Consider the following 14,136-nt stretch of genomic DNA (forward strand, 5'->3'; position numbering starts at 1 on the left):
CGCGCGTGGAACTGCGCGGGCTGTGGATCGATTGGATCAGCGACCGGGCGGGCCGCGGCGGCCGCCGCCGCGCTGGCCCTGCATGGCCTGCTGCAGCTCGGCGGCGGTGGGCTCGGGCGGGGCCTGGCCGGGCTTGAGCGGATTGACCTTGGCGTTGGGCTTGAGGCGGAACTGGCCCTCGGTCACCACGCGCTGCCCGGCGGTCAGGCCCTTGGTCACCACGATGTGGGTCGAGCCGACCTCCACGCCGGTGGTGACCGGCGTCATCTTGACCGTGTTGTCGCTGTCCAGCGCATAGACGTAGTCGCCGTCCGGACCACGCTGCACGGCCCGGGTCGGCACGACCATGCCCTGCTTGAGCGTGTCCACCTGCAGGCGCACGTTGACGAACTGGCCCGGCCACAGCACGTGGTCGGCGTTGGGGAAGCGCGCGCGCAGGCGGAAGGTGTTGCTGTCGGCGCTGACCTGGTTGTCGACCACGTCCAGCACGCCATCGGCGACGATCACATGCTGGTCGGTGGCATCCAGCGCGGCGACCGGGGCGTTGCCGCGCGCCTGGGCCGCGCGCACCACGTCCAGGTCCTGCGCCGGCAGGCTGAAGGAGGCGTAGATCGGCTCGACCTGGGTGATGGTCACGATCGAGGAGCTGGTGGTCACCACATTGCCCACGTCCACACCGCGGATGCCGGCGATGCCGTCGATCGGCGAGACGATGCGGGTATAGCCCAGCTGCACCGCGGCGGCCTGCATCTGCGCCTCGGCGGCGGCCACGCCGGCCGTGTACTGGGCGACCAGGTTCTTCTGGGTGTCCAGGTCGGTGCGTGCCACGTACTGGCTGTACTTGGGATCGGTCAGACGCGCATTGGTGTCGCGCGCGGTCTGCAGCTGGGCCAGGTTCTGCTTGCGCGAGGCCGCGGCCTGGTCGTAGGTCGCCTGCAGCTCGCGCGGGTCGATGCGCGCCAGCAGCTGGCCCTTCTTGACCGGCTGGCCTTCGGTGAAGTCCAGGCTCATCAGGCGCCCGCCGGTCTGCGGATTGATCGTCACGGTGTTGAGGGCGGTCACGGTCCCCGTGGTGCTGCGGTAGACCGGCACGTCCTGGGTGGTGACCGGCTCGACCGTCACCGGGACCGGTTTGTCGCTGTCCTGGCCGCCCTGGCGCATCTCCGCATCGCCCGAACCCCGCTTGCCGCAGGCGCGCAGGCCCAACACCACCACGACCACCACCACGACCGTCCACAGGACGATCTTCCATTTACGCGACATGCAACGATTCTCCGGGATGGGGGACGGCGTGTTCCCCGCCTACGACATGCAAGGTTAGCGGTTGGTAACGCGCGTGCCTGCATGACTGATGACAGGGGCAGCACGCGTGCAGGCGGCTTCGTTCAGCCAACAGCAGGCTGGATGTCATCCACCGGACATGCCCGCCCGCCTCCCGACCAGGTCGAGCGGCGCGGCCAACGGGCCGGGCTCAGCGGTCGCAGCCGACCAGCTGGATGGTCTGTCCCGGCTTGAGCGCGTAGGCCGGCGCGCGCAGCTTGTTGGCCTTGGCCAGATCGCCCAGCTCGCACTGGAACTTGCCGGCCACCTTGCCCAGCGTGTCGCCGCGGGCCACCTTGTAGCTGCGCACCTGCCGGGCCTTGGGCTTGGCCGGCCTGGGACTGCCGGTGGCCACGGTGGTCGGCACGCCGGCCGGCGCCTCCACCGGCACGCCGCTGACATCGCCCACCGCCACGCGCGTGCTGCGCGGGCCGTCGTACTTGATCGCCGAATCGACCGTGGCGGTCACCAGCGTGTGCGCCAGCTCGGCGGTCGTCCCCTTGACGCACAGCCGGTTGTACAGGCTCACCATGTGCTGGTTGGCGTTGATCACGGTGCCGGCCGGGATCCAGGTCTCGGCCTGGTAGCGCGGATTGAGGTTGCGCAGGGCGCGCATGAAGCCCTCGCGCGTGCGGCCGGTGCCCAGACAGATGGTCAGCTCGTAGATCGAGGCGGTGCGCTGCAGCTTCAGCGGCGCCGGCGTCGCATCCACCTTGGGGAACTGCAGCCCGTACTGCTTGGGATGCAGGAACAGCCAGGCCGCGGCGATCACCATCGGCACGTAGTCCTGGGTCTCGGCCGGGAACTGGTTGTAGGCCGCCGCGTTCCAGAAGCTGCCCGGATGCTCGCGGTAGATGCGCACCGCGCGCCCTTCCCCGCCGTTGTAGGCGGCCAGCGCGAATTCGATGTTGCGGCCCAGCTCGCCCATGCGCTCGTTCATGTACGCGGCGGCCGCCTCGGTCGCCGCGTACGGGTCGAAGCGGGTATCGAAGCCCGAACCGTCCATGCCCAGCCCGAAGCGGCTGCCCGTGGCCGGCATGAACTGCAGCAGCCCGGCCGCGCCCGCGCGCGAGGACACGTGCACCCGGCCGTAGGACTCCTTGGCCATGATCCCGAACAGCAGCGCCTCGGGCAGACCGGTGATCTGCCAGGCCGGCAGCATCTGCGAGCGCAGATTCATGTAGTTCTCGTAGCTGTCGATCAGCGGCCCGCGCATGTCCGTCAGCCAGCGACGGATGCCCGCCTGCACGGCCGGGTTGTACTCGACCATGCTGTCGAAGGGATGGCGCTCGTCGTCGAGCAGACGCGCGGTGCGGGTCGAATCGGGCACATCGGCGCTGGCCGGCGCGCTGTGGTCGGTGCCGTCGTCGAGCGGATCGTTGCTGCCGGCCTCGCCGACCAGGTCATCGCTGTCGTCCTCGCCCCGCGCATCCACCTGGGCCTTGAGCAGGCGCTTGTAGGTGGCCAGCAGCGTGTGCATCTGGCAGCCCTTCTGCTTGGTGCAGGCGTCCAGCACGTCCTCCATGTCCTCCAGCGCCGCATCGCCCTGGGCCTGGCCCTTGGGATCGGCGTTGGCGGTCAGCACCAGCGCATCGGTGTAGCGCTTCTCGGCGGCCGCCATGCGCTGGGTCAGCGCGTCGGCGGCGGCCTGGTCGCGGGCCGACACGCGCGCCTGCGCGGGCGCCGCCAGCAGCGGCAGCAACAGGAACGACAGCGGCACCACGCGGGACAGGAGGGGCATCAGGCACACGAACGGGCGAAAAGCGGCCCGGCAGGGTAGCCGCGCGCGCGCCGCAGCGGCAAGGTCGCGCGCGGCACCGCGTTGGCGGCCGTGCATGCCGACGCGCGCGCGCGTTCGCGAGCCGGGCTTGGCTTGTGCCTAAAATCAGCGGCACCTGACGCGAGAACATCCATGGATCCGATCCTGCTGGGCAAGGGCCTCACCGACGACATCCCCGTCCACCTGCTGCCGAAGTTCGGCAACCGCCACGGCCTGGTCGCCGGCGCCACCGGCACCGGCAAGACCGTGACCCTGATGACGCTGGCCGAGGGCTTCTCGCGCCTGGGCGTGCCGGTGTTCATGGCCGACGTGAAGGGCGATGTGGCCGGGCTGGCCGTGGCCGGCGACGGAAACGAGAAGGTCGCCTCCCGCGCCGCGCAGATCGGCGTGCCCGGCTACGCACCGGCGGCCTCGCCGACCATCTTCTGGGACCTGTACGGCAAGCTCGGCCATCCGGTGCGCACCACGGTGAGCGAGATGGGACCGACCCTGCTCGGCCGCATCCTGGAGCTCAACGACACCCAGTCCGGCGTGCTGGACATCGTGTTCAAGCTGGCCGACGACCGCGGCCTGCTGCTGCTCGACCTGCCCGACCTGCGCGCCCTGCTCAACCTGGTGGTCGAGGAGCGCAGCGCGGTCTCCACCCAATACGGCCTGGTCAGCGCGACCTCGGTGGCGGCGATCCAGCGCGCCCTGCTGCGCCTGGAGCAGGACGGCGGCGACGGCTTCTTCGGCGAGCCGGCGCTGGAGCTGTCCGACCTGATGCGCGTAGGGACCGATGGCCGCGGCGTGATCGGCATCCTGGCCGCCAACCAGCTGGTGCTCAAGCCGCGGCTGTATTCGTCCTTCCTGCTGTGGCTGCTGAGCGAGCTGTTCGAGACCCTGCCCGAGGTGGGCGATCTGGACAAGCCCAAGCTGGTGTTCGTGTTCGACGAGGCGCACCTGCTGTTCGACGACGCGCCGCCGGCGCTGCAGCAGCGCATCGAACAGGTGGTCCGGCTGATCCGCTCCAAGGGCGTGGGCGTGTACTTCTGCTCGCAGTTCCCCGACGACGTGCCCGACAACATCCTGGGCCAGCTGGGCAACCGCGTGCAGCACGCGCTGCGCGCCTTCACCCCGCGCGACCAAAAGGCGGTCAAGACCGCGGCCGAGACCTTCGTGCCCAATCCCAAGCTGGACGTGGCGCGCACCCTGTCCTCACTGGGCACCGGCGAGGCCCTGGTGTCCACGCTGCAGGACAAGGGCGTGCCGATGCCGGTCGAGCAGACCCTGATCGCCCCGCCACGCTGCCGCATGGGCGCCATCAGCGAGGCCGAACGCAGCCAGGTCCGCGCCGGCAGCCCGGTCGGCATCAAGTACGACACCGCCGTCAACCGCGAATCGGCCGCCGAGCTGTTGCTGAAGCGCGCGCAGACCGCGGCCGAACAGGCCCAGGCGCCGCCGGTGGGCAAGGCCGGCGCCAAGGACGAGGACGGCGGCGGCTTCGGCCAGATGGCCAAGGACATCCTGTTCGGCACCGGCCGCCGTCAGGGCGTGGTCGAGGCCATGGCCAAGCAGACCGCCCGCACCGTGGGCAATCAGGTCGGCCGGCAGATCCTGCGCGGCGTGCTGGGCGGCCTGTTCGGCGGCCGCCGGCGCTGAACGCGCGCGGCCGCGCGCTTCAACTCGCCGGCGCTTTTTGCCAAGCTCGCCCCTGCGCAGGCTCCGCCTGCCCCAAGAAGACCTCAGGAATTGCCATGACACGATCGCGCCTGCTGTGCTGTGCCCTTCTCGCCGTGGGGCTCGCCGCCTGCAAGCCCGCGCAGACCCCGCAGGCCACCACGCCCGCGCCGGCGTCCACGGCGCCGGCTCAGACGCCGCCGCCTGCCACCGGCGCCCCGGCGGAAATCAGCGACAAGCAAGGCGTGGTCATCGCGGCGAGCGCCCTGGCCGGGGATTTCGAGGGCAATGCCTCGACCCTGGTGATCGAGGCCGACGGCGAATACCGGCAGACCCTCAAGGCCGGCGGCGCCGAACTGACCAGCAGCGGCACCTGGTCGCCCGCCGGCACCGGCGTGATGCTGCTGACGCCCACCGACAAGGCCGCCCAGGCCGTGCGTTTCGACGTGATCAGCGCCGACGAGCTGCGCAGCCAGGACGGCGCCTATGTCTTCAAGCGCGTCCATTGATCGTCCGCGCGGCGCGCCGTCGCCGCGCCGCCGCATGACCGCATTGTCCGCATGAGCCGCTGGCGCCCGCCCGCCGAGAAGAGCACCGCCCTGATCACGCCCGAAGGCCATGCGCGCCTGAAGGCCGAGCTGGACGAACTGTGGCGCGTGCGCCGGCCAGAGGTGGTCAAGGCGCTGGCCGCGGCCGCCGCCGAAGGCGACCGCTCGGAGAACGCCGAATACACCTATCGCAAGAAGCAGCTGGGCGAGATCGACCGGCGCGTGCGCTATCTGAGCAAGCGGCTGGAAGCGCTGCGCGTGGTCGACACCCGGCCCAGCGATCCGCAGGCGGTGTTCTTCGGCGCGCGCATCGAGGTCGAGCACATCGTCACCGGCGAGACGGCGCGCTACCGCATCGTCGGCCCGGACGAGACCGACGCGGCGCTGGGCCATATCAGCATCGACTCGCCGCTGGCGCGGGCGATGCTGAAGAAGCGGCTGGACGACGAGTTCGAGGCGCAGTTGCCCGGCGGCATGCAGCGCTATGTGATCGTGGATGTGGATTACGGCGCAGGCTGAGGCCTGCAAGCGCATGGTGGAAGCAGCAGTCGCTCCCGATCACATCGCGTCCTACCTGTAGAGCGGAGCTTGCTCCGCTGCCTTCCGGCCGGATCTTCGGCAGGCCCCAGCGGAGCAAGCTCCGCTCTACCAGAGGAGGCGCCCCACCTTGAAATCCCGTCGATCAGGACAGGACCGGCAGCTCGCGGCGCAGGACTTCGGCGAACAGGTCGTGCTCGTCGCTGTCCACGATGGTCACATCGACGAACTGCCCGGGCTTGAGTCCGGCCTGCTCGCCATCCTGGATATGCACCAGGCCATCGATCTCCGGCGCGTCGGCGGCCGAGCGCGCCACCGCGATGCCGTCCTCGATCAGGTCGACCAGGCAGCGCTGCACGCTGCCGATCTTGGCCTCCAGCTTCTCGGCCGAGATCTCCGCCTGGACTGCCATGAAGCGCGCCAGGCGCTCCTGCTTGACCTCCTCCGGCACCGGATCGGGCAGCGCGTTGGCGCCGGCGCCGTCCACGGGCGAATAGGCGAACGCGCCCACACGGTCCAGCCGCACCTCGCGCAGAAAGTCCAGCAGGTCTTCGAACTCGGCCTCCGTCTCGCCCGGGAAGCCGACGATGAAGGTGCTGCGCAGGGTGATGTCCGGACACAGCTCACGCCAGCGGGCGATGCGCTCGCGGGTCTTGTCGATCGCGCCCGGGCGCTTCATCAGCCTGAGGATGCGCGGGCTGGCGTGCTGCAGCGGGATGTCCAGGTACGGCAGCACCTTGCCCTGCGCCATCAGCGGGATGATCTCGTCCACATGCGGATACGGATAGACATAGTGCAGGCGGCTCCAGGCGTCCAGCTCGCCCAGGCCCTCGCACAAGGCCTTCATGCGGGTCTGGTACTCGCGGCCCTGCCAGGTGCGCGCGGCGTACTTCAGGTCCACGCCGTAGGCGCTGGTGTCCTGCGAGACCACCAGCAGCTCCTTGACCCCGCCCTTGACCAGCTTCTCGGCCTCGCGCAGCACCTCGTCCACCGGCCGCGAGACCAGATCGCCGCGCATCGAGGGAATGATGCAGAAGCTGCAGCGGTGGTTGCAGCCCTCGGAGATCTTCAGATAGGCGTAATGCTTGGGGGTGAGCTTGATCCCGGCGGCGAAGTCCTCGCCGGTCAGGCGCGGGGCCGGGATCAGGTCCAGATAAGGATTGTGCTGCGGCGGCACGGCGGTGTGCACGGCCGACATCACGCTGCCGTAGTCGGCCGGGCCGCTGATGGACAGCACGCCGGGGTGCGCCTGCCGGATCATGTCCGCGCGCTTGCCCAGGCAGCCGGTGACGATGACCTTGCCGTTCTCGGCCATGGCCTCGCCGATGGCCTCCAGCGACTCGGTCACGGCCGCGTCGATGAAGCCGCAGGTGTTGACCACCACCACGTCGGCATCGTCGTAGCTGCCGGACAGCTGATAGCCCTCCACGCGCAGCTGGGTGAGGATGCGTTCGGAATCGACGAGGGCTTTCGGGCAGCCGAGGCTGACGAAGCCGACCTTGGGGGCGGCAGCTGGCATGGGCGACACAGGGATGAGCGGCCGGCGATTATACGCCGCGCGCCGGGCCCGCCCGGCGCGCGGCTGCAACACCACCGCGGCAACGGTGCGGACCGGCGGGCTTGCCTTTCCTGAACGCGCCAGCCCCTAGACTGGCCGTCCCCCTCGCCAGACAGGAGTTCCCGCCATGGGCCAATGGATCACGCTTTCCACTTCCAAGGGTCCGGTCGCGGCCTGGCAGGCCGAGCCGGCCGGCGCTTCGCGCGGGAGCGTAATCGTGATCCAGGAGATCTTCGGCGTGAACGAACACATCCGCGGCGTGGCCGAGCAGTACGCCGCGCAGGGCTACCTGGCGATCGCGCCGGCGTTCTTCGACCTGGTCGAACCCGGCCTGGAGCTGCCCTACGACCAGGACGGCACCAAGCGTGGCCTGGAACTGGTCGGCGCCATCGGCCTGGACGCCGCCGTGGACGTGGTGGAGATCGCCGCACACGCCGCGCGCACCGCCGCGGCCAACGAGAAGGTCGCCACCGTCGGCTACTGCTGGGGCGGCACCGTCGCCCTGCTCTGCGCCCAGCGCCTGGGCCTGCCCAGCGTGAGCTACTACGGCGGGCGCAACGCGCAGTTCCTGGACCAGCCGCTCAAGGTGCCGGTGCAGTTCCACTTCGGCGAGCGCGACAAGCACATCACCGCCGAGGTCGTGGAGGCCCAGCGCCAGGCCTGGCCCGACATGGACGTGTTCACCTACCCGGCCGATCACGGCTTCAACCGTGAGGCCAGCCCGGCGGTATACGACGAGGCCAGCGCGAAGCAGGCCTTCGGCCGCGCAGTGGCGTTCCTGCAGGAAAACATCGGTTGAGCGCGACGCCCGCGTTCGCGCTGGACCCGCGTCTTGCGGCCGACAGCGCCTTCATCGCCGACGGCCCGCTCTCGCAGGTTCGCCTGATGGACGACACGCGCTTCCCCTGGCTGCTGCTGGTGCCGCGCGTCGCCGGCGCCAGCGAATGGATCGAACTTGACGGCGGCCAGCAACGCCTGCTCCTGGCCGAGGTCAACCGCGCCGGCGCCTGCGTGCGCGCCGAGCCGGGCGTGACCAAACTCAATATCGGCGCGCTGGGCAATATCGTGCGCCAGCTGCACGTGCACCTGGTCGGCCGCCACGAAGGCGATACCGCCTGGCCAGGCCCGGTCTGGGGCAGCGGCCCCGCCCAACGCCACGCGCCCGACGCACTGCAGGCGCGCATCGCGTACTGGCGCACGTTGCTGGGTTGATGGCACGCGCCATCCCTGCGCCGGATGCCTTCCGGCACGACAGAAGTTGACTTGTGGCACCTGATCCGCCGCGGCCGCGGGCGCACGATGGCCTCACCTTCCGAATGGATGCCCGTCATGCGCCGCCACCTGATCCCCGCCCTGATCCTGATCGTGCTGGGTACGCTTTTCCTGCTGGAAAACCTGGGCTTCTCACGCCTCGACGTGGGCCAGCTCATCGCCACCTGGTGGCCGCTGCTGCTGATCCTGGGTGGCATCAACCTGCTGCTGCGCCGCGCCAGCGGCCAACCGGCGCGCTGCCGCGACGTTCCCTGATCCCAATAGAGGAAGGCTCCGCCGCAGCTCGGGAGCGTAGACCGGTTGATGAGGGCGCGCGGGCCGGCGGGTTCACCTCGCCGACCGACCTCGACCCGACCGAGCGCGATGCTTCGACTCGTCAAGCATCGCCTGCGGGTTCTGAATAATGAATCGACGGCGTTTCATGCTGGCGACGATAGGGCCTCACCGATAAAGCCTCATCGCCGCCATTGGCCAAAAGGGCCCCAAGGGCGGCTCCCACTTGTAGAGCGGAGCTTGCTCCGCTGCACTTCGTTCGGTTCGTGGAGAAGGCCCCGGCGGAGTCCCCAAAAGGGGATTGCCACAAGCTCCGCTCTACAGGCAGGCCGCTGCGAGATTCGAGGAGTCAGTTGCTCCCACGCGATAAGGTCGGCGCCCAACCGGCGGAGGCCCGTTGCGGATGGATAGGGATTCGCTTCGAGCCGAAGCGTTAGAACATGACGCGCGAAGCAGTAACGCGCACGCCCCGAAATCTCTTGCTCGGAGAAAAACCACAAAAAACCGCACCCGAGGTGCGGCTTTTTCGCCATGCCTGGATGAAAGCCGGACAAAGCCGGTCCACAGGCCTCAAGTGCGCGGCAGGGTCACACCGGTCTGGCCCTGATACTTGCCGCCACGGTCGCGATACGAGGTTTCGCACACATCGTCGGCATCGGCCTGGAAGAACAGCATCTGCGCCACGCCTTCGTTGGCGTAGATGCGCGCCGGCAGCGGCGTGGTGTTGGAGAACTCCAGCGTCACGTGGCCTTCCCATTCCGGCTCGAGGGGCGTGACGTTGACGATGATCCCGCAGCGCGCATAGGTGCTCTTGCCCAGGCACACCACCAGCGTGTCGCGCGGAACGCGGAAGTACTCGACCGTACGCGCAAGCGCGAAGCTGTTGGGCGGGATGATGCACACGTCCGACTCGATGTCCACGAAGCTGCCGCTGTCGAAGTGCTTCGGGTCGACGATGGTCGAGTTGATGTTGGTGAACACCTTGAACTCGCGCGAGCAGCGCACGTCGTAGCCGTAGCTGGAGGTGCCGTAGCTGACGATGCGATGGCCGCCGGCGTCCTGCTTGACCTGGCCAGGCTCGAACGGCTCGATCATGCCGTGCTGCTCGGCCATGCGCTTGATCCAGCGGTCGGACTTGATGCTCATGCGGGGCGTGTTCCTGAAGGGCGGCGTGCGGGAGGCCGCATTGTAGGCCAGCGGCGGGATGCTGTTAGACCAGCGAGGAGGCGATGGACATGCTGGCGCGCGGACGCTGGTCCAACGCCGCCACCAGCGCCTCGGCCACCTGGCGGTAGGCCTGGGCCACCGGCGAATCCGGCGCCGCCGCCACCACCGGCGTGCCCAGATCGCCCTGCTCGCGGATGCGCACGTCCAGCGGCAGCGAGCCCAGCAGCGGCACGCCATAGTGCGCCGCCATCGCCGCACCGCCCCCCTGGCCGAACAGATGCTCGACGTGGCCGCATTGGCTGCACACGTGCTGGGCCATGTTCTCCACGACACCGAGCACGGCGATCTCGACCTTCTCGAACATCTTCAGCGCCTTGCGCGCGTCCAGCGTGGCGATGTCCTGCGGCGTGGTCACGATCACCGCACCGGCGACCGGAATCTTCTGCGACAGGGTGAGCTGGATATCGCCCGTCCCCGGCGGCAGGTCGACCAGCAGATAGTCCAGGTCGCCCCAGAGCGTGTTGTTGAACAGCTGGGTCAGCGCCCCGGTGGCCATCGGCCCGCGCCACACCATCGGCGTGTCGGCCTCGATCAGCAACCCGATCGACATCGCCTCCAGGCCGAACGCGCGCATCGGCTCGATCGACTTGTTGTCCGGGCTCTCCGGCCGGCCCGACAGCCCCAGCATCGCCGGCACGCTCGGCCCGTAGATGTCCGCGTCCAGCACGCCCACCTTGGCCCCACCGGCCGCCAGGGCCAGCGCCAGGTTCACCGCCGTGGTCGACTTGCCCACCCCGCCCTTGCCGGAAGCCACGGCGATGACGTTGCGGACGCGGGGATGGGGCTGCAGGCCGCCCTGGGGCCGATGTGCGGGAATGGTCATGTGCCTATTGTCGCCGAGCAGCGCGACACGGGCGAAGTGGCTTCACTTGGCGAGAAATCGTCCAAGAATTCACCCGGAATACCCAAATCCTGATGGTTTCGTCACGGCTTCTCGCAAATTTCGGCGGTGACGCCAAACTCCGCCATGTTAGGTTTCCGTTGAAAGGAAGAATCAACGCATGTGCGATGGCCAGGAAGGCCTCCAGCGCGTACATGCCTCTTTTTTGGGGAACCCCACTATGACTTGCAAGCCACTCTCGCGCAGTCGCCTGACTGCCGCTGTCTTCTCCGCTTTGCTGATGCCAACCGCCGTTGCGTACGCACAGGACGGCCAGAGCGCCACCAATCTGGACAAGGTGACTGTCACGGGCTCGTTGATCCCGCAGTCGCAGATCGAGACTGCCACCCAGGTCATTACCATCAGCGCAGAGGACATCCATGCGCGCGGCTTCAACAGCGTGATCGACATCCTGCGCTCCAGCAGCTTCGCCAGCGGCGGCGTCCAGGGCGGCGAGACCTCCGGCAGCTTCACCCAGGGCGCCGAAACGGTGAGCATGTTCGGCCTCAAGCCGTCCTACACCAAATTCCTGATCAACGGCCGGCCGATGGGCAATTACCCGGCCCTGTATAACGGCACCGACGCCTTCAACAGCGTCAGCGGCATTCCGATCGACGCGATCGAGCGCGTGGAGATCCTGCCGGGCGGCGCCTCCTCGCTTTACGGCTCGGACGCCCTGGCCGGCGTGATCAACTTCATCCTCAAGAAGGACTACGAAGGCACCACGCTGAACGTGCGCGGCGGCACCTATACCGAGGGCGGCGGCAACTCGGTCCGCTTCAGCCTGACCAACGGCTTCAACGCGTTCGATGGCCGGCTGCATTCGGTGACCTCGCTCCAGTACGAGACCTCCGATCCGATCTGGGGATACCAGCGCGATCTCACCGACTCGACCAACACCAAGGGCTACAGCGCCTCGCCTGCTTCGCGCGACTACCTGGTCTACGGCTACCGCCAGATCAGCCAGAACGGCTTAGGCAGCAACGGCTATCTGTTCCCCGACGGCGTGGACTGCTCGGCGGTCACCTCGCAGTTCGCGGGCACCGAGGGCTTCCAGACGCGCGCGGGCTACGGCAGCTACTGCGGCTCCAACTACGCCCCGGGCTATCGCACCATCAAGAACGGCAAGGACTCGCTGCAGCTCTACAACCGCACCACGTTCAACGTCAACGACCACTTCGATCTCTATGGCGAAGTGCTCTACAGCCACGACGCGGCCGAGTATGCATCCGGCAGCAACTACACCTGGTGGGGCACGGGCGTGAAGTACGGGTACTACTACGACCCGGACTACGACAGCCTGCTGAACCTGCAGCGCGCGTTCTCGCCCGAGGACGTCGGCGGCAGCTACAAGAACATCATGAACAAGGACACCACCAAGAGCTACACCATCACGCTGGGCGGCAACGGCTCCTTCGGTGAGGCCTGGGACTACGATGTGGGCTTCACCCGCAACGAGACCCGACTGGACTCGCGCACCTTCGTGCGCTGGGCCGACAAGATCAACGCCTACTTCGAGGACAAGATCCTGGGTCCGCAGCTTGGGGTGGATCCCTATTTCGGCGCCTATCCGGTCTTCCGTCCGGATTATGCGGCGTTCTACACCGTCATGCCGTCTCAGGACTTCGCCAGCTTCACCGGCTATGGCACGGCGCGGGCCAAGACCTGGGACGACACCTTCCGTGCCCAGTTGACCAATACGGATCTGTTCGCGCTGCCGGGCGGCTCGGCCGGTCTGGCTTTTGCGGTGGAAGCCGGCAACGAAGGCTGGAACTATGAGCCGATCCCGGGAATCATGGAAGGCGCGGTCTGGGGCCTGACCGACGTGGCCGGCGCGGGTCATCGCACCAAATACGCCGCCATGGCCGAGCTGCGCCTGCCGATCGTGGACATGCTCACGGCGTCGCTGTCCGGTCGCTATGACGCCTACGACGCATACGGCAAGAAGATCGACAAGGCCACCTGGAGCGGCAGCCTGGAATTCCGTCCGATCGAAAGCCTGCTGATCCGCGGCAAGTACGGCACCGCGTTCAAGTCGCCGACGCTGCCCGACCAGTTCCAGGGGTTGAGCGGTTCGTACTCCTATGCGACGGACTACTACAACTGCGGACTTGAAGGCTACAGCCCGGACGACACCGAGGGTTGCTCGACGCGCTATTCCAATGCCCAGTACTTCGGCACCAAGGAGGGCAACAAGGATCTGGAGCCGATCACGGCCGACACCTGGAGCGTCGGCGCGGTGTGGGCACCGACCGCGCGCTTCTCGCTGGGCGTGGACTACTACAGCTGGGACATCAAGAACGAGGTCGCGCAGCTGGACAGCGACCAGATCCTCCTGCAGGAGTACTACTGCCGCAACAACCAGGCCGGCGCCGGAATCGTGTCCTGCGACCAGGCCTACGCCTGGGTGACGCGCGGCCAGGACGGCACGCTCCAGGAGGTCTACACCCCACGCATCAACGTGTCGCGGCAGAAGCTGGAGCTGTTCACCGTCAACAGCAAGTACCTGCAGGACATCGGCCGCTTCGGCGAGCTGATGTTCGCCGCCAACTACACCAACAAGCGCAAGCATGAGCTGCAGTCCGACCAGACCCAGCCCTACCTCAACCTGATCAGCGACCCGACCGCCAACTGGACCTACGACGCAGGCCCGAAGTGGAAGGCCGACGCGTCCGTGGGCTGGGCGATCTCCAAGTGGACCACGACGCTGTACGCCAACATGCTGGGCGCGACGCCCAACTATTTGGCCTACGCCTCGGGCAGCATGGACTACACCAACTCGGCCGGTGCCAAGGCCGGCAAGTGGGGCACCTACACCACGTTCAACCTGGGCGTGGACTATCAGGTGGAAGACAACCTGCGGCTGTCGCTGCAGGTCAACAACTTCGGCAACAAGCTGCCCGACGGACAGGCCTACAACTATCCCGGCACGTCCACCACGCCGTACAACAACTATCTGTATAGCGTCTACGGTCGCGCGGTGTACGCTCAGATGCGCTACGACTTCGGCAGGTAAGCCGCGTCTGAGGCATGCTGTCTGGAGGCCCCCGCAAGGGGGCTTCCTTTTTCGTTGCAGGAGAGA

At 68.0% G+C, this 14,136-nt stretch carries 12 protein-coding genes; 7 read left to right on the forward strand and 5 right to left on the reverse strand.

All coding sequences use genetic code 11. The features are described 5' to 3' along the window. Positions 1 to 36: 36 nt before the first annotated feature. Complete coding sequence (locus ACFJIT_RS08855; protein WP_379655611.1) at positions 37 to 1,263, reverse strand: efflux RND transporter periplasmic adaptor subunit; 1,227 nt, start codon at positions 1,261 to 1,263, stop codon at positions 37 to 39. Between the two features lie 208 nt (positions 1,264 to 1,471). Next, a complete protein-coding gene (locus ACFJIT_RS08860) occupies positions 1,472 to 3,061 on the reverse strand; it encodes a transglycosylase SLT domain-containing protein (protein WP_379655612.1) in 1,590 nt (529 codons plus the stop codon). Between the two features lie 171 nt (positions 3,062 to 3,232). Here ACFJIT_RS08860 and ACFJIT_RS08865 point away from each other — a divergent pair, with 171 nt between their 5' ends. The 3 genes from ACFJIT_RS08865 to greB all read left to right on the forward strand — a co-directional run bounded on the left by ACFJIT_RS08865 (position 3,233) and on the right by greB (position 5,826). Next, on the forward strand, positions 3,233 to 4,741 hold the full coding sequence (locus ACFJIT_RS08865; RefSeq protein WP_379655613.1) for a helicase HerA-like domain-containing protein: 1,509 nt from the start codon (positions 3,233 to 3,235) through the stop codon (positions 4,739 to 4,741). Positions 4,742 to 4,836: 95 nt separating this feature from the next. Continuing rightward, the gene (locus tag ACFJIT_RS08870) at positions 4,837 to 5,268 is read left to right on the forward strand and encodes a hypothetical protein (RefSeq protein ID WP_379655614.1); all 432 of its coding nucleotides are present in this window, start codon (positions 4,837 to 4,839) and stop codon (positions 5,266 to 5,268) included. Between the two features lie 51 nt (positions 5,269 to 5,319). Further along, positions 5,320 to 5,826: a transcription elongation factor GreB gene (gene greB / locus ACFJIT_RS08875; protein WP_130518891.1), complete on the forward strand. Its 507-nt coding sequence runs from the start codon at positions 5,320 to 5,322 to the stop codon at positions 5,824 to 5,826. Positions 5,827 to 5,989: 163 nt separating this feature from the next. Here greB and rimO read toward each other — a convergent pair whose 3' ends face one another. Continuing rightward, positions 5,990 to 7,363, reverse strand: coding sequence for a 30S ribosomal protein S12 methylthiotransferase RimO (gene rimO, locus ACFJIT_RS08880; RefSeq protein WP_379655615.1), 1,374 nt, complete (start codon positions 7,361 to 7,363; stop codon positions 5,990 to 5,992). 166 nt (positions 7,364 to 7,529) lie between these two features. On the opposite strand from rimO, the gene ACFJIT_RS08885 reads away from it, so the two are divergent. The 3 genes from ACFJIT_RS08885 to ACFJIT_RS08895 are packed head-to-tail and all read left to right on the forward strand — an operon-like array spanning position 7,530 to position 8,929. Then, positions 7,530 to 8,201, forward strand: coding sequence for a dienelactone hydrolase family protein (locus ACFJIT_RS08885; RefSeq protein ID WP_379655616.1), 672 nt, complete (start codon positions 7,530 to 7,532; stop codon positions 8,199 to 8,201). Further along, positions 8,198 to 8,614 (forward strand): HIT family protein, encoded by a 417-nt coding sequence (locus ACFJIT_RS08890; RefSeq protein ID WP_379655617.1) that lies wholly within the window; start codon positions 8,198 to 8,200, stop codon positions 8,612 to 8,614. Before ACFJIT_RS08885 ends, ACFJIT_RS08890 begins: the two co-directional genes overlap by 4 nt. A gap of 51 nt (positions 8,615 to 8,665) precedes the next feature. Further along, entirely contained in the window at positions 8,666 to 8,929 is a 264-nt protein-coding gene (locus tag ACFJIT_RS08895; protein ID WP_379655618.1) for a LiaI-LiaF-like domain-containing protein, read from the forward strand. 588 nt (positions 8,930 to 9,517) lie between these two features. Here the strand turns inward: ACFJIT_RS08895 and dcd are convergent. Next, positions 9,518 to 10,093 (reverse strand): dCTP deaminase, encoded by a 576-nt coding sequence (dcd, locus tag ACFJIT_RS08900; RefSeq protein WP_379655619.1) that lies wholly within the window; start codon positions 10,091 to 10,093, stop codon positions 9,518 to 9,520. A 64-nt stretch (positions 10,094 to 10,157) separates the two neighbouring features. Then, positions 10,158 to 10,997 (reverse strand): iron-sulfur cluster carrier protein ApbC, encoded by an 840-nt coding sequence (gene apbC / locus ACFJIT_RS08905; protein ID WP_379655620.1) that lies wholly within the window; start codon positions 10,995 to 10,997, stop codon positions 10,158 to 10,160. A gap of 298 nt (positions 10,998 to 11,295) precedes the next feature. Between apbC and ACFJIT_RS08910 the strand changes: the two genes are divergently transcribed. After that, entirely contained in the window at positions 11,296 to 14,070 is a 2,775-nt protein-coding gene (locus ACFJIT_RS08910; RefSeq protein WP_379655621.1) for a TonB-dependent receptor domain-containing protein, read from the forward strand. Positions 14,071 to 14,136 lie beyond the last annotated feature (66 nt).

This window comes from Pseudoxanthomonas sp. UC19_8 (genome assembly GCF_042700505.1).
GTDB classification, from domain to species: Bacteria; Pseudomonadota; Gammaproteobacteria; order Xanthomonadales; family Xanthomonadaceae; genus Pseudoxanthomonas_A; species Pseudoxanthomonas_A winnipegensis.